Origin of the sequence: Rhodococcus sp. 14-2470-1b, assembly GCF_002259415.1 — a bacterium.
GTDB lineage: Bacteria > Actinomycetota > Actinomycetes > Mycobacteriales > Mycobacteriaceae > Rhodococcoides.
Window position 1 is genome coordinate 138,102 of the sequence record NZ_NPFY01000035.1, and the last position, 22,633, is coordinate 160,734.

Annotated in this window: 21 protein-coding genes; 1 reads left to right on the top strand and 20 read right to left on the bottom strand. The window is 65.3% G+C overall.

Translation table 11 applies throughout. From position 1 onward, the window contains the following. Nucleotides 1–36: 36 nt before the first annotated feature. The 19 genes from ppc to CH293_RS28675 all read right to left on the bottom strand — a co-directional run bounded on the left by ppc (nucleotide 37) and on the right by CH293_RS28675 (nucleotide 19,909). Complete coding sequence (gene ppc / locus CH293_RS23830) at nucleotides 37–2,868, bottom strand: phosphoenolpyruvate carboxylase (RefSeq protein WP_094721671.1); 2,832 nt, start codon at nucleotides 2,866–2,868, stop codon at nucleotides 37–39. A 90-nt stretch (nucleotides 2,869–2,958) separates the two neighbouring features. Continuing rightward, on the bottom strand, nucleotides 2,959–3,192 hold the full coding sequence (gene secG / locus CH293_RS23835; RefSeq protein ID WP_019666357.1) for a preprotein translocase subunit SecG: 234 nt from the start codon (nucleotides 3,190–3,192) through the stop codon (nucleotides 2,959–2,961). A 126-nt stretch (nucleotides 3,193–3,318) separates the two neighbouring features. Then, on the bottom strand, nucleotides 3,319–4,104 hold the full coding sequence (tpiA, locus tag CH293_RS23840; RefSeq protein WP_094721672.1) for a triose-phosphate isomerase: 786 nt from the start codon (nucleotides 4,102–4,104) through the stop codon (nucleotides 3,319–3,321). Between the two features lie 3 nt (nucleotides 4,105–4,107). Continuing rightward, complete coding sequence (gene pgk / locus CH293_RS23845) at nucleotides 4,108–5,319, bottom strand: phosphoglycerate kinase (RefSeq protein ID WP_094721673.1); 1,212 nt, start codon at nucleotides 5,317–5,319, stop codon at nucleotides 4,108–4,110. A 4-nt stretch (nucleotides 5,320–5,323) separates the two neighbouring features. Further along, a complete protein-coding gene (gene gap / locus CH293_RS23850; RefSeq protein WP_019666360.1) occupies nucleotides 5,324–6,343 on the bottom strand; it encodes a type I glyceraldehyde-3-phosphate dehydrogenase in 1,020 nt (339 codons plus the stop codon). 157 nt (nucleotides 6,344–6,500) lie between these two features. After that, nucleotides 6,501–7,484, bottom strand: a complete 984-nt coding sequence (gene whiA, locus CH293_RS23855) for a DNA-binding protein WhiA (RefSeq protein WP_094721674.1) — start codon at nucleotides 7,482–7,484, stop codon at nucleotides 6,501–6,503. Then, nucleotides 7,475–8,473, bottom strand: a complete 999-nt coding sequence (gene yvcK / locus CH293_RS23860; protein WP_094721675.1) for a uridine diphosphate-N-acetylglucosamine-binding protein YvcK — start codon at nucleotides 8,471–8,473, stop codon at nucleotides 7,475–7,477. Before yvcK ends, whiA begins: the two co-directional genes overlap by 10 nt. After that, the gene (gene rapZ, locus CH293_RS23865; RefSeq protein WP_241483929.1) at nucleotides 8,470–9,321 is read right to left on the bottom strand and encodes an RNase adapter RapZ; all 852 of its coding nucleotides are present in this window, start codon (nucleotides 9,319–9,321) and stop codon (nucleotides 8,470–8,472) included. Before rapZ ends, yvcK begins: the two co-directional genes overlap by 4 nt. Nucleotides 9,322–9,473: 152 nt before the next feature. Further along, the gene (gene uvrC / locus CH293_RS23870; protein WP_094721741.1) at nucleotides 9,474–11,600 is read right to left on the bottom strand and encodes an excinuclease ABC subunit UvrC; all 2,127 of its coding nucleotides are present in this window, start codon (nucleotides 11,598–11,600) and stop codon (nucleotides 9,474–9,476) included. Nucleotides 11,601–11,641: 41 nt separating this feature from the next. Continuing rightward, nucleotides 11,642–12,097 (bottom strand): PH domain-containing protein, encoded by a 456-nt coding sequence (locus tag CH293_RS23875; RefSeq protein WP_037113419.1) that lies wholly within the window; start codon nucleotides 12,095–12,097, stop codon nucleotides 11,642–11,644. Next, a complete protein-coding gene (gene ribH / locus CH293_RS23880; protein ID WP_094721677.1) occupies nucleotides 12,094–12,591 on the bottom strand; it encodes a 6,7-dimethyl-8-ribityllumazine synthase in 498 nt (165 codons plus the stop codon). The genes CH293_RS23875 and ribH overlap by 4 nt, the downstream gene beginning before the upstream one ends. After that, complete coding sequence (locus CH293_RS23885) at nucleotides 12,588–13,841, bottom strand: bifunctional 3,4-dihydroxy-2-butanone-4-phosphate synthase/GTP cyclohydrolase II (protein ID WP_019666367.1); 1,254 nt, start codon at nucleotides 13,839–13,841, stop codon at nucleotides 12,588–12,590. The genes ribH and CH293_RS23885 overlap by 4 nt, the downstream gene beginning before the upstream one ends. 81 nt (nucleotides 13,842–13,922) lie before the next feature. Next, entirely contained in the window at nucleotides 13,923–14,537 is a 615-nt protein-coding gene (locus tag CH293_RS23890) for a riboflavin synthase (RefSeq protein WP_037113179.1), read from the bottom strand. Nucleotides 14,538–14,562: 25 nt separating this feature from the next. Next, nucleotides 14,563–15,588 carry a bifunctional diaminohydroxyphosphoribosylaminopyrimidine deaminase/5-amino-6-(5-phosphoribosylamino)uracil reductase RibD gene (gene ribD, locus CH293_RS23895; protein ID WP_094721678.1) on the bottom strand — a complete coding sequence of 342 codons (1,026 nt, stop codon included), beginning with the start codon at nucleotides 15,586–15,588 and terminating at the stop codon, nucleotides 14,563–14,565. Beyond that, nucleotides 15,588–16,265: a ribulose-phosphate 3-epimerase gene (gene rpe, locus CH293_RS23900; protein WP_037113176.1), complete on the bottom strand. Its 678-nt coding sequence runs from the start codon at nucleotides 16,263–16,265 to the stop codon at nucleotides 15,588–15,590. The genes ribD and rpe overlap by 1 nt, the downstream gene beginning before the upstream one ends. 132 nt (nucleotides 16,266–16,397) lie before the next feature. Next, complete coding sequence (locus tag CH293_RS23905) at nucleotides 16,398–16,733, bottom strand: MmcQ/YjbR family DNA-binding protein (RefSeq protein ID WP_170945366.1); 336 nt, start codon at nucleotides 16,731–16,733, stop codon at nucleotides 16,398–16,400. A 51-nt stretch (nucleotides 16,734–16,784) separates the two neighbouring features. After that, on the bottom strand, nucleotides 16,785–18,260 hold the full coding sequence (locus CH293_RS23910) for an RsmB/NOP family class I SAM-dependent RNA methyltransferase (protein WP_037113172.1): 1,476 nt from the start codon (nucleotides 18,258–18,260) through the stop codon (nucleotides 16,785–16,787). Next, a complete protein-coding gene (fmt, locus tag CH293_RS23915) occupies nucleotides 18,257–19,180 on the bottom strand; it encodes a methionyl-tRNA formyltransferase (protein WP_176460100.1) in 924 nt (307 codons plus the stop codon). Before fmt ends, CH293_RS23910 begins: the two co-directional genes overlap by 4 nt. 87 nt (nucleotides 19,181–19,267) lie before the next feature. Further along, a complete protein-coding gene (locus CH293_RS28675) occupies nucleotides 19,268–19,909 on the bottom strand; it encodes a PadR family transcriptional regulator (protein WP_255122968.1) in 642 nt (213 codons plus the stop codon). Between the two features lie 158 nt (nucleotides 19,910–20,067). On the opposite strand from CH293_RS28675, the gene CH293_RS23925 reads away from it, so the two are divergent. Next, nucleotides 20,068–21,822, top strand: a complete 1,755-nt coding sequence (locus CH293_RS23925; RefSeq protein ID WP_094721680.1) for a GGDEF domain-containing protein — start codon at nucleotides 20,068–20,070, stop codon at nucleotides 21,820–21,822. Here CH293_RS23925 and CH293_RS23930 read toward each other — a convergent pair. Further along, entirely contained in the window at nucleotides 21,738–22,589 is an 852-nt protein-coding gene (locus CH293_RS23930; protein WP_094721681.1) for a cyclase family protein, read from the bottom strand. The genes CH293_RS23925 and CH293_RS23930 overlap by 85 nt on opposite strands. Nucleotides 22,590–22,633 lie beyond the last annotated feature (44 nt).

Sequence of the window (22,633 nt, forward strand, 5' to 3'; positions counted from 1 at the left end):
CGGTTCCAGACTCGATCAGGACTGAGCCGTACGTGACTAGCCGCTGTTGCGCAGGGCCGTCGCCAGACCGTTCATCGTCAGCAGGATGCCGCGTTTGACTCGCTCCTCCTCGTCACCGGCACGGTAGCGTCGCAGCATCTCGACCTGCATCTGGTTGAGGGGCTCGAGGTACGGGAACCGGTTGTGCACCGACCGTTCCAGGGCAGGATTGTCCTCGAGCAACCTCGAGTGACCGGTGATGGAGAGGTACATCTCGATGGTTTTCGCGTGCTCTGCTTCGATCATTCCGAAGATCCTGGTGCGCAGTTCCGTGTCCGGGACGAGTTCGGAGTAACGAGCAGCGATCCCCAGATCCGATTTGGCCATGACCTGCGCGAGGTTCGACAGCACCGTTTGGAAGAACGGCCACTTCCGGTACAGGTCCGTCAGTACCGCCAGCTTGTTCTCGTCGCCGCCGACCCATTCCTCGAACGCCGTACCGGTTCCGTACCAGCCGGGCAGCATCACACGGCACTGGCTCCAGGACATCACCCATGGGATCGCGCGCAGATCGTACACCGAGTTGGTCGGCTTGCGTGAGGCGGGGCGGCTTCCGATGTTGAGCTCCCCCACCTCCGCAACCGGAGTGGACATTCGGAAGTACTCCACGAATCCAGGCTCCTCGTGCACGAGCCGACCGTACGCAGCGCGGGCTTTCGCCGCCAGGTCGTCGAGCACCTCGTAGGCAGGCTCGGCACCGTCGCCGAGACCTTCCACATCGAGCAGGGTCGATTCGAGCGTGCCTGCCACCAGCGATTCGAGGTTGCGACGAGCCATGGACGGCTCGGCGTACTTGGCGGCGATGATCTCGCCCTGTTCGGTCAGACGCAGGGACCCCTGCACGACGCCCGGAGGCTGCGCGAGGATGGCGTCGTAGCTCGGGCCGCCACCGCGGCCGACGGTGCCACCTCGACCGTGGAAGAGTCGCAACCGAATTCCGGTCTTGCGCGACGCCTCGAGCAGATCCAGTTCGGCGCGGTACAACGCCCAGTTCGCCGCGAGGTACCCGCCGTCCTTGTTCGAGTCGGAGTACCCGAGCATCACTTCCTGGTTCATACCGCGGCCCGCGACGAGAGCTCGGTAGACCGGAACGTCGAGAGTGGCCACGAGTGTGGCTGCGCCTTGCTGCAGGTCCTCGATGGTTTCGAACAGAGGCACTACGCCCACAGTCGACGTCGGCGCGGATCCGTCGGTGCCGGGGTCGAAGATTCCGGCTTCCTTCAGCAGCAGGGCGGCTTCGAGCATGTCGCTCACCGACTGGCACATGCTGATGATGTAGTTCTGGATCGTGTCGGGCCCGAGGTGATCGATGGCTATCTTCGCAGCGCGGACGATGCCGAGTTCCTTGGTCGCGAGTTCGCTCAGCTGGGCCGTCGGGCCCACGAGGGGTCGTCGAGTGGTCAGCTCCCGTGCCAGCAGAGCGACCCGTTCGTTCTCGTCGAGCGAGGCGTAATCGGAGTGAACACCGGCCCATGCCAGGAGTTCGGCAACGACTTCCTCGTGCGTCTCCGAGTTCTGGCGCATGTCCAGTGCCTGCAGGTGGAAGCCGAACGTCTCGACTGCTTGGCGCAGCGCCAGTAGACGGTCGTCGGCGATGAGAGCATCACCGTCGGCACGCAGCGCTCGGTCGATCGTGTCGAGATCGTTCAGTACGTCCTGGGGCGCGGCGTACGGGGTGGACCCGACATCGAGGCCGGCGACGGGAACGGAGTCGAGAACCCGCGCGGCGGTGGCCGTCAGCCGTGCTCGGATGCCGCGCACGGCGACGCGATACGGTTCGTCGTTGCGGGTGTCGGCCGGATCGCCGGATTCTGCCGCCAACGTCAGCAGTTCGTCGCTGACCGCGACGAGTCGCGCGGACATCGACAGTTCCCTCTCGAGCGCGACGAGCTCGTCCAGATAGTGGGCGAACGCGGTGTACCCGGCCTGATGTGTGGCGGTGTGTACGACCTCGGCTGTGACGTTCGGATTTCCGTCGCGGTCTCCGCCGATCCACGAACCGGGACGAAGAATGGGCTGCGGCAGCAGGTCACTCGACGGCCACCTCTGCCGCAGGGCCTGACGTACGTCGGCGTTGAGTGCCGGAATGACGTCGAACAGTGACGTCTCGAAGTAGCGGAGGCCAACCTCGATCTCGTCCTGGATACGGAGCCTGGACAACCTGATCAGGGCCGTCTCCCACAGAGTGAGGACCTGGCGACGGATCTGAACATCTACCGCAGCAAGCTCTTTGGCAGCGCTCGACGCGTTGTTCGCTGCCGCGGACGAGGCAACCTCGCGCCGCCGCATGAGCTCGGTGATCCTGGATTGAACGTCGAACACCGTGCGTCGACGCGTTTCCGTCGGATGCGCAGTGATGACCGGCGCCACGAGCGCATCGGTCAGTGCATCGGCCACTTGCTGCTGAGTGAGGTCGGCAGTATCGAGTTTGATCCACGTCGCGTCGAGACTGCTGTCCTGCGGCGGATCCTCGCGATCGAGGTGAATTGCGCGGCGACGCTCGCGGTGCAGATCCTCGGCGAGATTGGCCAGCAGCGAGAAGTGGCTGAACGCGCGGATGAGCGGGACTGCCTGCGCCACATCGAGGTCGGCGTAGATCCCGAGCGAATCGTCGCGCTCACCCTCCGAGCGACGGACGGCGAAGGATTCGACTCGGGCACGCTCGACGAGGTCGAACACGGCTGGGCCCTCGTGCTCGCGGATGATGTCGCCCAGAATGCCACCGAGGTATCGAATGTCTTCCCGCAGCGGCTCGGTCAACTCACGACCTTGCGTCGTGGGTGTGACGAAGGCGGGAGATCCTGACGACTCCAAAGGGGTTTCGCTCATCCCCCGATTATCGTGCACCCACCGGCGTCATGCAGCCCGAGGTCCTGTACGGGCCCGGTACCGCAACATGATATGTAAGGACAAACCGGATCAGGAGAACTTGATCTCCAGACCGATTCCGAGGATTGCGATCAGCCACACGACGCCGGTGAAAATGGTCAACCGATCCAGGTTCTTCTCCACGACCGTCGAGCTCGACAGAGACGACTGGACACCACCGCCGAACAGACTGGACAGGCCGCCGCCCTTGCCCCGGTGCAGCAGCACCAGAAGAATCAGCGCCAAACTGGTGACCACCAGCAAAATATCCAGGAACAGTTCCATGTCCGCCTCACAATAGTCTCAGCTCACAACCCGTGACAGCCTACCTGCACGACGCACACTGCCGTGCCACCGCCTCGGTGGCGGTAACACGGCAGTGTCCGATCTGTTGCTCGATCAGCTGTGCGATCAGGGCAGAGGGCCACCCGCGGCGATGGCCGACAATGTGGCGAACTCGTCCGCTTTGAGGGAGGCTCCACCGACGAGTGCACCATCGACGTCGGGCTGGCCGACTATCTCACCCACGTTCTTCGCGTTGACGGAGCCGCCGTAGAGGACTCGAACGCCTGCCGCCACCTCGGCGGAGGCGAGCGTCTTCAGCTCATCGCGGATTGCCGAGCACACTTCCTGCGCGTCCGCGGCACTGGCAACTCGGCCGGTGCCGATGGCCCACACCGGCTCGTACGCGACCACGATCTTCGCGATGTCCTCGGCCGACAACCCGGCCAGCGAACCGCGAAGCTGCGTGATGTTGTACGAGACGTGCTCGCCCGCCTCACGGATGTTGAGACCTTCACCGATGCACACGATCGGTGTGAGTCCGTGCTTCAGCGCGGCCTTGGTCTTGGCCGCGACCGCGGCGTCGTCCTCGCTGTGCAAGGTGCGACGCTCGGAATGCCCGACGACGGCGAACGTGCAACCGAGCTTCGCGAGCATCGACCCACTGATCTCACCGGTGTATGCGCCGGACTCCTGTGCGGAGACGTCCTGGGCGCCGTAGGTGAGCAGGAGCTTGTCGCCCTCGATGAGCGTCTGCACACTGCGGATGTCCGTGAACGGCGGAATGACCGTCACGTCCACCTTGTCGAAGTACTTCGCGGGCAGCGAGAACGCGATCTTCTGCACCAGCGAGATGGCCTCGAGGTGGTTCAGATTCATCTTCCAGTTGCCTGCGATGAGCGGCTTACGTGCCATGGTTCATCCCTCCAGCGCTGCGATGCCGGGAAGCTGCTTGCCTTCGAGGTACTCGAGGGATGCTCCGCCTCCGGTCGAGATGTGCGAGAAGCCGTCGTCGGACAGTCCGAGTGCACGGACGGCGGCTGCGGAGTCCCCGCCGCCGACGACACTGAACGCGCCCTTCTCGGTGGCACCGACGATTGCCTCGGCGATTCCACGCGTTCCTGCGGAGAACTTCTCGAACTCGAAGACACCGGCTGGGCCGTTCCAGAAGATCGTCTTCGCGTTCGCGAGTACGGCGGTGAATCGGCTGACGGACTCCGGTCCGATGTCCAGTCCCATCCAGCCGTCCGGGATCTCCGATGCGGCAACGGTCTCGGCTTCCGCGTCCTTGGAGAACGAGTCACCCACCACGATGTCGACCGGCAGGTGGATGACGTCGCCGAATCGCTCGAGCAGGTCCTTGCAGACGTCGATCTGGTCTTCCTGCAGAAGCGAAGAACCGACCGAGTAGCCCTGTGCGGCAAGGAAAGTGAACGCCATTCCGCCGCCGATGACCAAGGTGTCGACCTTGGGTGCGAGCGCCTCGATGACACCCAACTTGTCCGAGACCTTCGACCCGCCGAGCACGACCGCGTACGGGCGTGCCGGATCCTCCGTCAACTTGGCCAGCACGTCGACCTCGGTGGCGACCAGACCACCTGCGTACGACGGGAGCAGCTTCGCCACGTCGTACACCGAAGCCTGCTTGCGGTGCACGACGCCGAAGCCGTCGGACACGAAAGCACCATCACCATCGGTGAGCGCGACCAATTCGGCTGCCAGCTGAGCACGCTCGGCCTCGTCCTTGCTGGTCTCGCGCGGATCGAACCGGATGTTCTCCAGCAGCAGTACGTCGCCGTCGGTCAGCCCTTCGGCACGAGCCTGAGCATCTTGGCCGACGACGTCGCCCGCCAACTGAACGTGGCGACCGAGCAGTTCCCCGAGCTTCGACGCCACCGGCGCGAGCGAGTACTTCGCCTCGGGCTTGCCGTCCGGCCGGCCGAGGTGCGCGGTGACGATGAGCTTCGCACCGGCGTCGAGCAGTGCGTTCAACGTCGGAAGCGACGCGACGATGCGACCGGGATCGGTGATGACACCGTTCTCGATCGGCACGTTGAAGTCAGAGCGCACCAGAACCGGGCGACCCGACACACCGGCGTCGATCAGGTCCTGCAGAGTCTTGACTGCCATGTGATCAGAGGGACTTTCCGACGAGACCGATGAGGTCGGCCAGGCGGTTGGAGTAGCCCCACTCGTTGTCGTACCAGGACACGATCTTGACCTGGTCGTCGATGACCTTGGTCAGCGGTGCGTCGAAGATCGACGAGTGCGGGTCGGTGACGATGTCCGAAGACACGATCGGGTCGGTGCTGTACTTCAGGATGCCCTTCAGCGGGCCTTCCGCTGCTGCCTTCATGGCGGCGTTGATCTCGTCGACGGATGCCGACTTCTTCAGGTTCGCCGTGAGGTCGGTGACCGAGCCGGTCGGGATCGGCACACGCAGTGCGTATCCGTCGAGCTTGCCGAGAAGCTGCGGGAGCACCAGGCCGATGGCCTTTGCTGCGCCGGTGCCGGTGGGGACGACGTTGAGGGCCGCTGCGCGTGCGCGACGCAGGTCGCTGTGCGGGCCGTCCTGCAGGTTCTGGTCCTGCGTGTAGGCGTGCACCGTGGTCATGAGGCCCTTGACGATGCCGAACTCGTCGTCGAGAACCTTGGCGATGGGGCCGAGGCAGTTGGTGGTGCACGACGCGTTGGAGATGATGTTCTGGCTGCCGTCGTACTTGTCGTCGTTGACGCCCATGACGATCGTGATGTCCTCACCCTTGGCAGGTGCGGAGATGATGACCTTCTTGGCGCCTGCGTCGAGGTGGCCCTTGGCCTTCGAGGCGTCGGTGAAGATACCCGTGGACTCGACGACGACGTCGACGCCCAGGTCGCCCCACGGAAGAGCAGACGGTCCCTCGCGCAGCGACAACGCCTTGATCTTCTGATCGCCGACGACGATGGTGTCGTCGCCTTCGAGGCTGACGTCGTGCGGCAGACGGCCCAGGATCGAGTCGTACTTCAACAGGTGCGCCAGGGATGCGTTGTCGGTGAGGTCGTTGACAGCCACGATCTCGATGTCGGTGGTGCCCAGAGCTTTCTGCGCATCGACTGCCCTGAAGAAGTTACGTCCGATGCGGCCGAAGCCGTTCACGCCTACCCGGATCGTCACTGTTCGCTCCTAAGTTGTTGAACCGATTGTCGTATTTCACGCATGGGGCAAGTCCCTACGTGCGTTTTCCACCCTAGTGTGCGCACTGCGTTCGCGCGCGCATCGCCCTCCACCTGCAGATATCCGAGCAGTCGCGTCGTCAGCTCTCGCCGGTGCCTCAGGCCTCGTCGAGTAATTCGGCGGTGACGGCGGACTCGGTGTCCGGAATGCCGGTGTCCTTCGCCTTTCGATCGGCCATGGACAGCAACCTGCGGATACGCCCGGCGACCGCATCCTTGGTCATCGGTGGGTCCGCGAGTTGGCCGAGTTCCTCCAGCGATGCCTGCCGATGCTGGACGCGCAGCGACCCGGCCGCGGCCAGATGATCCGGCACGTCGTCGCCGAGAATCTGCAGCGCTCGTTCGACCCGCGCCGCCGCGGCCACGGCTGCCCTCGCCGACCGGCGCAGGTTGGCATCGTCGAAGTTGGCAAGCCGGTTGGCGGTGGCACGCACCTCACGACGCATGCGCCGTTCTTCCCAGACGAGCCTGGTGTCCTGCGCTCCCATCCGAGTGAGCAGCGCGCCGATGGCCTCTCCGTCGCGCACGACGACCCGGTCGGTGCCTCGTACTTCTCGTGCCTTGGCGACGACGCCGAGTCGGCGCGCCGCACCGACCAGCGCCAGCGCTGCCTCGGGCCCGGGGCAGCTGATCTCGAGCGCCGAGGACCTACCCGGCTCCGTCAGAGAACCGTGAGCCAGGAACGCCCCGCGCCACGCCGCTTCGGCGTCGCCGACCGTGCCGCCGACCACCTGGGCCGGCAGCCCTCGAACGGGACGACCACGCATGTCGAGAAGTCCGGTCTGGCGGGCGAGGGCCTCCCCGTCCTTGGCGACTCGGACGACGTACCGCGAACTCTTTCTCAGACCACCGGCGCTGAGAACGTGCACGTCGGACGCGTATCCGTACAGGTCCAGGATCTCGCGGCGCAACCGGCGTGCCGTCGAACCGAGGTCGATTTCAGCCTCGACGACTACTCGTCCGGCAACGATGTGAAGCCCGCCGGCGAAACGCAGCAGCGCCGACACTTCGGCCCTCCTGCAGCTCACCTGGGTGACAGCCAGCCTGCTCAGCTCGTCCTTCACCTCAGCTGTCATGGCCACGAAGTGATCCCCTCTCTGCGCGGCCCGTCGGACGCGTCGTTCTCCTGCGAGGAGACGATGCTACCGAGTGCCGCAGCCAACTTTCCGAAATGATGTGCGTGGGTGCCCGGTTCCGCGACGTCCACGTAGACGACGTCTGCTCCCAACCGTGCTGCCGCTCGGGCGAGATGTTCGCGTTCGCCACCGACCGGTACGAACGCGGAGTCGACGACGATGTGGTCGACCCTGAAATCCGGTGCGTGCTGGGACAGTACGTGCAAGTGCCGCTCGGCGGAGAATCCGGTCGTCTCCCCCAATTCCGGTGCCAGATTGAGTACGAGCACCTTGACCGCGGACGACCGCGCCAATGCGTCCAGCAGATCCGGGACGAGTACGTGGGGAATCACACTGGAGAACCACGAGCCCGGTCCCAGTACGACCAGATCGGCCTCGTCGATCGCGTGGACGGCTTCCGGGGTCGCGGGCGGATCCGATGGCAGTAGTCGCACGCGCCGTACCTTGCCCGGTGTCGTCGCGACGGCGACCTGTCCGCGGATGACACGCGAGACCCGTGGATCGTCTTCCAACCCCGAGACGTCGGCCTCGATGTCCAGCGGGATCGGAGCCATCGGCACGACGCGGCCCTCGATTCCGAGCAGGCGTGCTGCTTCGTCCAACGCGAGCACCGTGTCGCCGAGGACCTTTGTCAGGCCCGCGAGGATCAGGTTCCCGACGGAATGGCCCGCGAGCGCACCCGATCCGCCGAACCGATGCTGCATGACATCTGCCCACATGCGCGTGCGTGGTTCCTCCGACGACAGCGCTGCCAACGCCATACGGAGGTCACCCGGCGGAACCAGCCCGAGCTCCGCGCGGAGCCGACCCGATGACCCTCCGTCGTCCGCGACGGTCACGATTGCCGTCACGTGGGATGCGAGCCTCCGAGCCGCACTGAGGGTTGCATACAGGCCGTGTCCGCCGCCGAGGGCAACGACTTTCATGTCGCTCATTCGCGGCCCGCGTCTCGGTGCAACACCCGCACCGACAAGTCGTTCTCTCGCGCCAACATGTCTGCCAGCGCTTCTGTCATTGCCACACTTCGATGCTTGCCACCCGTACACCCGACCGCGACGGTCATGTAGCTCTTGCCCTCCCTGCGATACCCGTCGACGGTCAACTGCAACAAGTGCCGAAAGGTCTGCAGATAGTCTTGGGCACCGTCTTGACCCAGGACGTAATCACGCACTGCAGGCTCTTTGCCAGTATGTTCGCGTAGCTCCGGGACCCAGTGCGGATTCGGTAGAAATCTCACGTCGCACACGAGATCGGAATCGATCGGCAGACCGTACTTGAAGCCGAAGGACTGGACGGTCACACCGATCACCGCGATGTCGGTTCCTCCGAACGAGGCCTCCACTCGGCGACGCAATTGATGCACCGAGAGCGACGTCGTGTCCACGACCACGTCCGCGACGGATTTCACCTCGGCGAGCCGGGCACGTTCGGCGTGTATCCCCTCGGACAAGGTGCCGTCCTGGCCGTCGTTCTGCAGTGGGTGGCTTCGACGGTTGGACTCGAATCGTTGAATCAGCACAGCATCCGCAGCTTCCAGGAACAGGACTCGATTCCGAATCCCCCGCGAGTTCAGTTCACGGACGACCCATCCGAGATCACCGGTGAACAGGCGACTACGGACGTCCATGACCAACGCGAGGCGTTCGAGCGGAGGTTCCGACTCGAGCGCCACGTCGATCATCTTCGAAATCAGCTCGGGTGGCAGATTGTCCGCCACGTACCACCCCAGGTCCTCCAGCACCTTCGCGGCCGTGCGCAGACCCGCACCGGACAGACCGGTCACGAGCGCAACCTCGAAGGAGTGAACTGCGGTCGCTTGAACCGCGGTCGCCTGAACTGCGGTCGCTCGAACCGCACGCACGTCCTGAACGGCATCTACGTCTCGAACCGGATCGTTCACCTGAACTTCGTCGTCCTGCCGAACATCCGGTTCGCTCACGTCACAACCTGCCCTGTCGAAGTCGTTTCCTCCAGATCTTCCCCCACCGGCGCCGCCGATGCCGACATATCGCCCTCGACCTCGGTCGACGACACGTCGTCGACAGCTCCCCCTGTCTGGTCGACTCTCGTCTCGGCCGCACCCGCTCCCAGCGCGTCCAGAACCGCCCTGGCGGTGGTGGCTCCGATTCCCGGGACCTCGACGATGTCCTCCACCGTCGCCTGTTTGAGTTTCGCGACGGATCCGAAGTGCGTCACCAACGCTGTCCGCCTGGTCTCGCCGAGACCTTTCACGGAGTCGAGGGCCGACGCGGTCATCCTTCTGGAGCGCTTGCTGCGGTGGAACGTGATGGCGAACCGGTGTGCTTCGTCTCGAACCCGCTGGAGCAGGTACAGCGACTCGCTGGTTCGAGGAAGGATAACCGGGTCCGATTCGCCGGGAACCCACACTTCCTCCAGTCGCTTCGCGAGGCCGACCACCGCGACGTCGGTCACACCCAACTCGTCGAGTACCTCGGACGCGGCAGCGACCTGCGGCGCTCCACCGTCGACGACGAACAGGTTGGGCGGATACGCGAATCGTCGTGGACGCCCGGTCTGAGGATCCAATGCGGCCTCCGGCGACAGGTCGCCGCCGGACTCGTTTCCCGAGGCGTCGGAGCTATGGCGTAGAAAGCGTCGCCGAGTGACCTCGGCGATGCTCGCGACGTCGTCGGAATGCCCGTCTCCTGCGGCTTCCTTGATCGCGTAGTGCCGGTAATCACTCTTGCGCGGCAAACCGTCCTCGAACACGACGAGCGACGCGACGACATCAGTGCCCTGGACGTGCGAGATATCGATGCACTCGATGCGCAGCGGCGCGGAATCCAGATCCAGAGCCTCCTGAATTCCCTGCAGCGCAGCAGATCTCGATGTGAAATCACCAGCTCGCTTCAGCTTGTGCTGTTGCAGAGCTTCTTTCGCGTTTCGTTCGACGGTTTCGGCGAGCGCCTTCTTGTCTCCGCGCTGCGGAACCCTCAACTGCACGTTCGATCCGCGCAGTTCGCTGAGCCACTGCTGCACCTCGTCCGCGTTGCCCGGTAGTACCGGAACGAGCACTTCCTTCGGCACCGCGTTGGCTCCCGCGTCGTCGACGCCGGGAGTGCGTGAGGACAACGCTGCTTCCTGACCGTAGAACTGGGTGAGAAACTGCTCGACCAGAGCCGGAAGGTCGGACTGATCGTCCGCCACCGTCTCGATGACCTCACCAGCCTTCTCCACGACCCATCCGCGCTGTCCGCGAACCCGGCCGCCACGCACGTGGAAGACCTGCACTGCAGCCTCCAGCGGGTCGGTCGCGAAGGCCACCAGGTCTGCGTCGGTTCCGTCACCGAGCACCACGGCCTGCTTCTCCAGCGCACGCTTCAATGCGCCCACGTCGTCGCGGAGGCGGGCCGCGGATTCGAAGTCCAGGTTCTCCGAAGCGTCCTGCATCTTCTTCTCGAGCTGCCGAACGAGCTTGTCCGTCTTGCCGGACAGGAAGTCGCAGAAGTCCTCGACGGTGCGGCGATGCTCGTCGGCCGACACTCGTCCTGTGCACGGCGCGGAACACTTGTCGATGTAGCCGAGCAGACACGGACGGCCGATCTGCTTGTGCCGTTTGAGGACTCCTGCCGAACACGTACGGGCCGGGAACACACGCAACAACAGATCGAGAGTCTCGCGAATCGCCCACGCGTGTGCGTAGGGACCGAAGTATCGAACGCCCTTACGCCTGGGCCCGCGGTAGACGAACAACCGCGGGTACTCCTCGTTCATCGTGACTGCGAGCATCGGGTAGCTTTTGTCGTCGCGGTACCGGACGTTGAATCGAGGATCGAACTCCTTGATCCAGTTGTACTCGAGCTGCAGCGCCTCGACCTCGGTCGTGACCACGGTCCATTCGACGGATGCCGCCGTGGTGACCATCTGACGAGTGCGCGGATGCAGGGACGCGACGTCCGCGAAGTACGAATTGAGGCGGCTTCGAAGGCTTTTGGCCTTGCCTACGTAGATCACGCGTCCGTGAGGATCACGAAATTTGTACACGCCGGGCTCCACCGGGATGGTTCCGGTAGCCGGGCGATATGTAGCTGGGTCGGACACGGTGTCCAGGTTAGCCGCAGCCACCGACCGGCTTCGGCGAGCTAGCGGTCCGAGCCCGCATACTTCGCTTCCAGGCTGCGAAAGGACCGGACCGCGGCGACCGCGTGATCCCGATCGTTCGACTGGATGGCCATCACCGGAATGAACTCGTCATCCGGAATGTCCACGCGCGCCCACATGGCCCCGTCCGGGAACGACAGACCTCGAACCAGGTCCCATTCGATGAGGCGCTCGGACAGGATGTTCCTGACCGCAACGCCCTTCTTGCCGACCCGCACGCGTGGTCGCGTCAACAGCAGTGCGATACCCGCCAACAGCACACCGATTCCGGCCAACGCCAGTTGATCGGCAGTACGGAAATACACCCCGGTGGGCGAGACCCGCAGCAGAATCGCGACGGTCGTGTGCGCCACTACCAGCAGTACAGCGGCGGCGATCGCGTAGCGTGCGGACTTCTTGGACCGGACCTCGAGATCCCAGTCTGCGTTCTCCGTCATCGGAATTCCTGGTTCGTCCACGGTTGCCGCAGATGCTTGAGGGTCAACGCGGTGTCGATCGCCGCCGCCGCAGCCTGACCGCCCTTGTCCTCCTTCGAACCGGGAAGACCGGACCGATCGAGAGCCTGCTGCTCGTCGTCCGTCGTCAGCACGCCATTGGTCACAGGCGTGCTCTCGTCGAGCGACACTCGCGTCAGACCGGCCGTGACGGCGTCGCACACGTACTCGAAATGCGGAGTACCGCCTCTGATCACGACACCGAGGGCGATCACGGCATCGTGGTCGCGGGCCAAGGTCTGCGCGACGACCGGAAGCTCGATCGCGCCCGCCACACGAACAACAGTGACCTCTGTGACGCCGGCTTCCTCGACCTTCTTGCGTGCGCCGTCGAGCAGAGCATCGGAGATGGTGCGGTGCCACTGACCCGCGACGATGGCGACCTTCAGGTCACTCGCGCCCTCGAGTTGTAGCTGCGGTTCGCCTTCCCCGCTCATGAATGCTGCCCCTTCTCGTACTCGTCCAGCCCGGCCAGGTCGTGGCCCATGCGGTCGCGCTTGGTGCGCAAGTAGGTCAGGTTCTCCGCATTCGCCCGCAGCGGCATCGGGACGCGCTCGGTGACGTGAAGGCCGTATCCGTCGAGACCGACCCTCTTGGCTGGATTGTTCGTCAGCAACCGCATCGAGGAGATGCCGAGATCCACCAGTATCTGAGCGCCGATTCCGTAGTCCCGCGAATCGGCGGGAAGCCCGAGCTGAAGATTGGCGTCGACGGTGTCCGAGCCTGCGTCCTGCAGCTGGTACGCCTGCAACTTGTGCAACAGACCGATGCCGCGGCCTTCGTGGCCTCGCATGTACAACACGACGCCTCGCCCCTCGGTGGCGATCATGTCGAGCGCGGCATCGAGCTGAGGACCGCAGTCACACCGGAGCGAACCGAAGACGTCGCCGGTCAGGCACTCCGAGTGAACGCGGACCAGAACGTCGCTGCCGTCACCGTCCGGCCCGGCTATATCTCCGCACACCAGGGCGACGTGCTCCACCTCGTCGTACACGCTCTGGTAGCCGACGGCGCGGAATGTGCCGTGAGCGGTGGGAATCCGAGCATCCGCAACGCGCACGACGTGCTTCTCGTGCTTGCGACGCCACGCGATGAGATCGGCGATGGAGATGAGCGCAAGGTCGTGATCGTCCGCGAAGACCCGCAACTCGTCGGTCTGCGCCATCGAGCCTTCGTCCTTCTGGCTGACGATCTCGCAGATCACGCCCGCAGGCCGCAGATCGGCCATCCGCGCCAAGTCGACGGCCGCCTCGGTGTGACCGGGTCGACGCAGGACTCCGCCGTCCTTCGCGCGCAACGGAACCACATGCCCCGGCCGTGTGAAATCGCCCGCGCCCGTGGTCGGATCCGCCAGCAGCCGCATGGTCGCAGCCCTGTCCGACGCGGAGATTCCGGTCCCGATGCCCTCCCGGGCGTCGACCGTCACCGTGTAGGCCGTGCCGTGCTTGTCCTGGTTGGTCGCGTACATGGGAGGAAGGCCCAGGCGGTCGCAATCGTCACCGGACAGCGGTACGCAGAGGTACCCCGAGGTGTATCGCACCATGAACGCGACGAGTTCCGGCGTCGCCTTCTCGGCCGCGAAGATGAGGTCGCCCTCGTTCTCACGATCCTCGTCGTCGACCACAACCACAGCTTTACCTGCGGCGATGTCCGCAACCGCACGCTCGATACTGTCGAACCTTGTCACGTCCTACGCTCCATACGTCTTGTTCACACCCCAGACGAATTCAGGCATGAATACTTCTTCAACAGTAACTTTCCGGCATTCCTACTCCGCGGCGAGGGTCTGCAGCCGTTCGACGTATTTGGCGATCACGTCGACCTCGAGGTTCACCGGCGTCCCGACGTCCGAACTGCCGAGCGTGGTCAGGTCGAGCGTCGTCGGAATGAGCGAGATCTCGAACCAGTGCCCTCCGTCGTCGTCGCGACCCAGCGCGGAGACCGTCAGAGACACTCCGTCGACCGTGATGGAGCCCTTTTCGACGACGTAACGCGCGACCGAGGTGGGCATCGCGATCCGAACGACCGTCCAATTGTCCGAAGGAGATCGGTTCACGACCGTTCCGGTGCCGTCGACATGCCCCTGAACAAGGTGACCACCCAGCCTGCTGTTGAGCGCTGCCGCACGTTCGAGGTTGACCCGGCTGCCCACCTCCAAGCGCTGCAAGCTGGACCGATTCAACGTCTCCTGCATGACATCGGCCGTGAACGCGCCGTCGGCCAGCACATCGACGACCGTCAGGCACACACCGTTGACGGCGATCGAGTCGCCGTGCCCTGCATCCGACGTGACGAGCGGACCCTTCACTGTGAAGCGGGCTGCATCGGTCAGATCGTCCTTGCCGACGATCTCCCCGAGTTCCTCGACTATTCCGGTGAACATTGGATCTCCACTCTCTTGTTTCCGGTCATTCCTGCAGCTTCACCGCGCTGACGACCACGTCGGTTCCCAGTGGGACGACACTCTCGATCGAGAACCGCAGGGCGTCGGAAATTGTTCCGACGCCTGCATTCTCCACCGCCGACGTTCCCGCGCCGAGCACGACGGGAGCGATGTACGCCACGATGCGGTCGACGATGCCCGCGGCGAGAAAGGCACCGGCCAGGGTGGGACCACCCTCGACGAGGACGTCGGTGTACTCGCCGAGCGCGTCGACGACGTCGTGCGGATCGTGCGATCGGACGAAGATCGTCCGTGCCTGATCGCCGCGGATGCGCGCCTCGGGAGGGATGTCACGACGGCCGACGACGACGCGGACGGGTTGGTGCGGTGCGGTGGTTCCGTCGGGAAGCCGGGCCGTGAGCAGCGGATCGTCGGCAACGACGGTTCCGGTCCCGACGACGATTGCGTCCAGAGTCGCGCGCTGCGCGTGCACGTGCGCACGAGCGTCGGGTCCGGTGATCCACTGACTCGTGCCGTCTTGTGCTGCGCTGCGGCCGTCGAGACTCGCCGCGTACTTCAACGTGATGTGAGGGCGTCCGGTTCGTTGCTTGTGCAGCCACGCGCGCAGTGGACCGCGCTCGACGGCGTCGGACTCCAACCCGGACGAGACGTCGACGCCTGCCTCGACGAGAGTGCCTGCTCCCCCTTCGGCCAGAGGGTTGGGATCGGCCACCGCATAGACGACACGGCGAACGCCTGCCGCGATCAGCGCCTGCGAGCACGGACCGGTCCGACCGGTGTGATTGCACGGTTCGAGCGTGACCACTGCCGTTCCGCCTCGTGCGCGCTCACCTGCCTCCGCAAGAGCGACCACCTCGGCATGCGGACCCCCGGGCGGCCGCGTCGCCCCGGTCCCCACGACGACACCGTCGGCGTCGAGGATGACGGCTCCGACCGGCGGATTGGGGCTGGTCGACCCCCGGGCCGTTTCCGACGCGGCAATGGCGAGCGCCATGGCGGCGGTCTCGCTCACAGCGGCGCCGGATGTCATCAGTGTGCGAGGTGGTGCGACGCCCCGGCTGCACGGTCGCGCAACGCGCGCACGGTCGCGGCGGGGTCGGCGGTGCCGTACACGGCGGACCCGGCGACGAAGCAATCGACGCCGGCTTCCGCGGCCTGCTCGATCGTGTCGGCATTGATGCCGCCGTCGATCTCGACCACCAGGGTCAGCTCACCGGAGTCGACGAGGTTTCGTACGGTGCGAGCCTTGCTCAACACCTCCGGAATGAAGGACTGCCCACCGAAGCCCGGCTCGACGCTCATGACGAGCAGCGTGTCGAAATGCCGGAGTATCTCGAGGTACGGCTCGATCGGGGTGCCGGGCTTCACGCTCAGACCTGCTTTGGCTCCCGCAGCGCGGATGTCCTTCGCAACGGCGATGGGATCGTCCGCTGCCTCCGCGTGGAACGTGACGTTGTAGGCACCCGCTTCTGCGTACGGCGGCGCCCACCGAGCCGGATCCTCGATCATCAGATGGCAATCGAGGGGTATGTCGGTGGCCTTGACGAGGCTCTGCACGACGGGAAGGCCGAGCGTCAGATTGGGAACGAAATGCGCGTCCATGACGTCGACGTGAAGCCAGTCGGAGCCTGCGACGGCCTCTGCTTCCTCCCCCAGACGGGCGAAGTCGGCGGAGAGGATGGACGGAGCGATCATCGGAGCTGCCACGATGAGACAGCTTAAAGGGTCGGCAGACGCGCTCCTGCGGCGCGTGATTTCTTCGTGCCGGATTCAGAGCCGCTTCAGTGCCCGATTCAGAGGCGCTTCAGTGCCCGATTCAGAGGCTCTTCAGGGCCCGATTCAGAGGCTCTTCAGGGCCCGCTTGGGGGCCTTCGCACGCCACGCTTCGGTGAGCAGCTCCTGCACTTCGGTGGCGTCGGCCCTGTCCAGGTCCACGATGATCGAGCCGTGCCCGTCGTAGTGATCCGTGGTGTAGTACGCCGAGCCCGGCGAGGCCAGCAGAGCTTCTTTCTCCGCGAGGCTGCACATGACGACCACGCCGCCCTCTGCTTCGGCCCGTAGGCGAGCGATCAACTTGTTCGCCACCTTCAACGCGGGAGTGTTATAGGACGTCGACTCCTCGGTCTCCGGAAGGGTCACGGCGAACGAAACGAGGTCTTCCCACACAAGTGCCATGGGGACAGTCTCCGCCATGTCTGCCCACCGCACTTGTACGAATGGGCAGTGTCAGTCGAGCGGACGACGAAGCGCAGCGAGGAACATCGCGTCGGTTCCGTGGCGGTGTGGCCACAGCTGCGCCGACGCACCGTCACCGAGCTGCGGAACGTCCGGTAGCAGCGCATGGGTGTCGAGCTGCTGAGCGCCATAACGGCGCACCGCGTCCGCGACGACGGCCGTGGTCTCGGACAGGTGCGGCGAACAGGTCGAATACACGACGACGCCGCCTGGCCGTACCAGCTTCAGCGCGGAGGCGAGCAGTTCCTTCTGCAACGCCACCAGCCCCGCCAGGTCGGACTGCGTGCGACGCCACCGCGCCTCCGGCCTCCGGCGCAGCGCTCCGAGTCCGGTGCAGGGCGCATCGACCAGAACGCGGTCGTATCCGCCGTCGAGACCCGGGTCCCGGCCGTCCACGACGTGAACGGTGACCGGGAGCCCCTTCGTCGTCTTCGACACGAGGTCGGCACGGTGCGGGGTCGGTTCGACCGCGTCGACGCGCGCGCCGTCGATCTCGGCGATCGCCCCGAGCAGAGCCGCCTTGCCTCCGGGACCTGCACACAGGTCCAGCCAGCGGCCGCCGTCCTCGCCCTCGATCGGTGCCAGCGTCAGCGCGCGCGCCACCAGTTGGCTGCCCTCGTCCTGCACACCGGCCAGGCCGTCTCGGACTGCGTCGAGCTTGCCGGGATCACCGCCGTCGAGATAGACGGCGTACGGGGAGTACTTGCCCTCCTCCCCTCCGGTGACGAGGGCGAGCTCCTCGGCGGAGATCTCCCCCGGTCGTGCGACGAGATGGACCGCGGGCCGGGCATCGTCGGCGGCCAGCACATCAGCCAGTTCTGCGGCGTCCGCCCCGAGCGCGTCGGCGAAGGCCTGCGCAATCCACTTGGGATGCGCGTACTCGAACGCCAGATGTCCGACGGGATCCTTGTCTGCTGCGGGAGCTAGCTCGTCGACCCATCGATCGGCGGACTTCTCCGACACTCGCCGAAGCACGGCGTTGACGAATCCTGCCTTACCGCTGCCGAATTCGGCCCTGGTCAGATCGACCGACGTCGCCACGGCCGCGTGGGGCGCCACGCGGGTACGGAGCAGTTGGTAAGCACCCAGCCTCAGGATGTCCAGCAGACCACCGTCGATCTCCGATATCGCACGGCCCGAACCGCTTTCGATGACCGAGTCGAGGAATCCTCGGGCTCGCGACGATCCGTAGGCAAGTTCGGTCGCCAGGGCAGCATCACGCGTGTCGAGTTTGCGCTCGCGCAGCAGCCCCGGTAGCACGAGGTTGGCGTAGGCATCCCGCTCGCGTACCGCCTTCAGTACGTCTCTGGCTGCGAGTCGCGCAGGGTCGACAGGCGGGGTCGAGCCCGGCCCTCCCCCACGATTCGGCCGGTTGCCAGCCCCCCGACGGGAACCTGAGGTGCGCGTCGGCCCGCTGTTCACGTTGCCGCGTCGGCCTGCTCGGCCCTGGTTCTTCTCGGAGCTCACAGGGCAACCGCCGTTTCCGTCAGCCGGGCACCGCGCGCCCAGTCGAGTGCTTTCATGAGTTTCTTGCCCTGGGGTTGGACGTCGCCCAGAGCTACCGAGGTCGTTGCAGTCCCGACGAACACCCCGTCCTTCCGGACTAGAACGTGCCCAGCTTCGAGGTCCACGTCCGACACTGTGACCGGGGCTACTTTCAGTCGAACGTCTCCGATCGTCGTCCACGCCCCGGGTGACGGGGTCACCGCGCGGACGTGCCGGTCGATCGACGACGCCGAGGAGGTCCAGTCGATCCGCGCGGAGTCCACGGTGATCTTCGGTGCGTAGGACACGCCGTCGGCCGGTTGCGGAACTGCGGAGGCCTCACCGGCCTCGATCGCGTCGAGCGTAGCTTCGAGCAGTTCCGCACCACTGAGCGCAAGGCGGCCCAACAGGTCGCCGGCCGAATCGTTCGACCCGATCGTTTCGGTGACGACGCCCAGGACAGGACCGGTGTCCATGCCTTCCTCGAGAAGGAACGTCGATGCGCCCGTCACGTCGTCGCCCGCGGCGATCGCTGCTTGAACCGGGGCTGCACCCCGCCACGCGGGGAGCAGCGAGAAGTGCAGATTGATCCATCCGAATTTCGGTACGTTCAGCACCGGACGCGGTAGCAGTGCTCCGTATGCGACGACCGGGCACACGTCGGGTTCGAGCGCTGTGAGAGCGTCGAGGAACTCCGGCTCCGACGGGCGCTGCGGCGTCAACACCGGAATTCCGTGCTCGTCTGCGAGCAGTCCGACGGGCGAGCGTCCGATCTTGCGTCCGCGACCTGCGGCCGCATCCGGACGCGTGATCACCGCGACCACGTCGTGCCGGTCCGACGAGATCAGTCGCGCCAGCGACGGAACTGCCGGGTCGGGCGTACCTGCGAACACAACGCGCACCAGAGGGCTCCCACGAATAGGTAGAACGGATTTCTCACGAACCACCCATTCTAGGGACCACCCACCGGGCACGAGCACGCCCGTCGATCATGCGTCGGACTCACCGGCGTCCGGTGTCTCCTCCTCGGCCAGAATCCGGTACAGACGCCTCCGCGCATCGACGAGAACCTCGCTCGCGGCCGCGACCTGACCCGGCGTCCCGACCGCGGCGACCTGACCTGCGGCACCCATCAGCAATCCGATCAGACCCCGCAGGTCCATCGCATCACCTCCGACCGTTCCGCGTACGTCGTCCCACGGAGAACCCAGCTCTTCCCGGTGTTCGTCGACGAACGTCCGGCCGGTCTCGGTCAGACGAGCCGTCTTGCGGCCGTCGACCTTCTCGATCAGGACGAGACCTTCGTCCTCGAGCTGTGAGAGCGCGGGATAGATGGACCCCGGGCTCGGCTTCCACGCGCCCTCGCTCTTCGCGACGATCTGCTGAATCAGCTCGTACCCGTGCATCGGCGACTCGGCCAGGATCAGCAGGACTGCAGCTCGAACGTCACCACGACGACCTCGCCCTCCGCGGCCGCGGCCTCGGCCGAGGTTACCCGCAGGCCCGAAACCACCGGGACCGAAACCACCGGGACCGAAACCGCCCCGATGATGGGGACCGCCCCGGTGGTGGTGCGGTCCACCGCGCCGTGCGTGTCCGTGGACGTGCTCTTGTTCGTAGAAGTTTTCCATGTCCGTCTCCTTCTGTATCGTATGGACGTATTGACGATATATCGCCAATACGTTTTCAGCAAGAGTAAGTGTCGAGCAGTTCACTGGACGGCGGCCGACAGCTGCCACGAGCGGCTAGCCTGTTCGCACCGAGGTTCGTGTCGATACGAGGGGGCGCCATGGCGAACTCACTGAGGAAGCGCATTGTCGCTTCCCTCGGTGCGGTCGCCCTCGTGGTGGCGCTCGCGAGCTCGGGACTTCTCCCCAAAGCCGCGTCGGTCGCCCTCGACGACGCAGGTCAACTCGCCGGGGGTATCGCTGCGACCGTCGTCTGCTGGCGCACCGGCAGACGCCGATCCGGCGCACAGCGTCGGTGGCGCCTGCTGATGGCCGCCGGCATGGCGTGCTGGACCGGCGGGATGCTCGTCTGGGCCCTCTACCGATCCGTCCTGGACGTGCCGTTGCCGTCACCGTCGTACGCCGATTTCGGTTTCTTCCTCTTTCCCATCTTCGCGGTACCCGCCCTGCTGTCGGTGATGCGTCGTGCACCGCACCAGTCCGAAGACGGCAGCAGGTACCACTGGCTCACGTCGCTACTGGACGGCCTGATAGTCGTCGGTTCGCTGTTCGTGATGTCCTGGGCCACGGTTCTGGGTCCGGCAGCACGCTCGGATCGATCGGACTCGGTGCAGTTCCTCATCGCGTTGATGTATCCCATCACCGACCTGGTGCTGCTGGTCATGGTCGGGTTGCTTGCCGTGATACCGCGTGTGTTGCGCCGATACCGGGCGCAGCTCACTTTGCTGGGCGCGGGCCTGACCTGCCTGGCGATCTCGGACAGCCTCTACGCGTACCTTGTTGCGGCGGGCGCCGACGAGATGCCGCTGATCGCCGACGCCGGTTTCATCGCCGGCCCTGTCCTCATCGCACTCGCAGCGTCGGCGCCGTCGGTGGCGGTGGCGGTGGCGGTGCCCACCGTGTCCGTCCCGGACTCCGTCCCGAAATCCGCCGACACACCGCCCGGACCCCCAGGTGGACGAGAAGGTGAACGCACTCGACTCTTGGTGCCGCATGCACTGATGGCGCTGACCGGAGTGTCCGTCGCGATACAGCGATTCACGCAAGGGACCGTGGATCCTATCGCCTTCGGGCTCTTCCTCACCGTGATCGTGCTCGCGGTCGTACGGCAGGTCATGACCCTCCTGCAGAACGACGCACTCCTGCGCACGCTCTACGCCGCCCAGAACGAGCTGACCTACCGTGCACACCACGACGGATTGACGGGGCTGCTCAATCGCTCCGCCTTCGACGAACACCTGACCGCCGCGATCGACCGACACAACGACAACGGCGATGTCGGAGTACTACTGCTCGTCGACCTCGACGACTTCAAAGCCATCAACGACAGGCTCGGTCACGGAGCGGGTGACCGGTCGCTCAAGACACTGTCGAGTCGGCTCGTCGATACTGTGAACGCCCAGGGCAACGGAGGTGTCGTCGCACGCTTCGGCGGAGACGAGTTCACCGTTCTGATCCCTGCATCGATCGACGCCGGCTGCACCACGGCCAGATCGATCGTGGACGCACTGCGTGCACCACAGGACATCGAAGGCCACACCGTCTCGATCGGTGCCAGCGTCGGCGTCGTGGAACTCGACGTGTTCGAGCAAGCCGTCACCGCCGACACGCTGCTACGCAACGCCGATCGAGCCATGTACGAGGCCAAGAAGAACGGCAAGGCCGGTGTGTTCGCGTACGACTCCGACGGCACCCTCAGGATGGTCTACAACCTGTCGGTGCAGGCCGCGCCGTTCAACTGGTTCGGTCACGGGCACGCCACTGCAGACGCTCAGGGCAACCGTGGAATGAGTCCGAATATCGTTGCCGGAGAACCCGATCCAGCACGATTGATCGGGCCGCCGACCAGAACGTAGGCGCCGGTGGTCGGCAGTTCGCCCAGGTTGCGAAGATTTTCGAGGCTGATGCGATGGAAGTCGTACAGCTTCACCGACACCGGATAGGTGTCGTCGTTGCCGAGATCCGGTCCGAAGGTGTCGGTCCCCAACGCGCCTCGCTCCGCCAGCCGACCTGTGTCGATGAGCCACTGCGCCGCATCAGCGGAGAACCCCGGCTGGTGAGTGACACCGTCGGCGTCGGCATTCACGTATGCGTCGGTCCCCCAACGCGATTCCCACCCCGTCCACAGAACGACGGCGGCGCCCGACGGAATGCGACCGTTCGACGCCTCCCACTCCTGAAGATCAGCGATCGTCACCGCGTAATCGGCATCCGCCGCGGCCTTGTCCCGAATGTCGATCTTCACCGCGGGTAGAAACAGATCCTCCGGAACCAGCTGATCTGCCGTCAAACCGCCGTCCTGGAAATGAGCAGGTGCGCCCCAATGTGTTCCGGTGTGTTCACCTTCACGAACGTTCTGAAGGTAGTAGCCGTCCTCGGCCACCGTCGCTGCCGTCTCGAGCGCGAACTCCGGATCGCCGGGGAAGATGGGCGTCGTCGCCGGGTCGTTGACATGCGACAGCGACACGATCTTCAGCAGGCGATCCAGGGGGATTCCGAACCCCGGCAGATTCGACGACCCCGACCCCGGTGCCGCCTGGGCGACCGCGGGTCCGGCGAGTTTCGCACCTGCAACGACGGCCAAGCCCGTCGCGACGCGCCTGATCAACTGTCTACGTTTCATTTCCCCGACCCCGCTCCGATGTACGACTCGATGTCCAGTCCGAC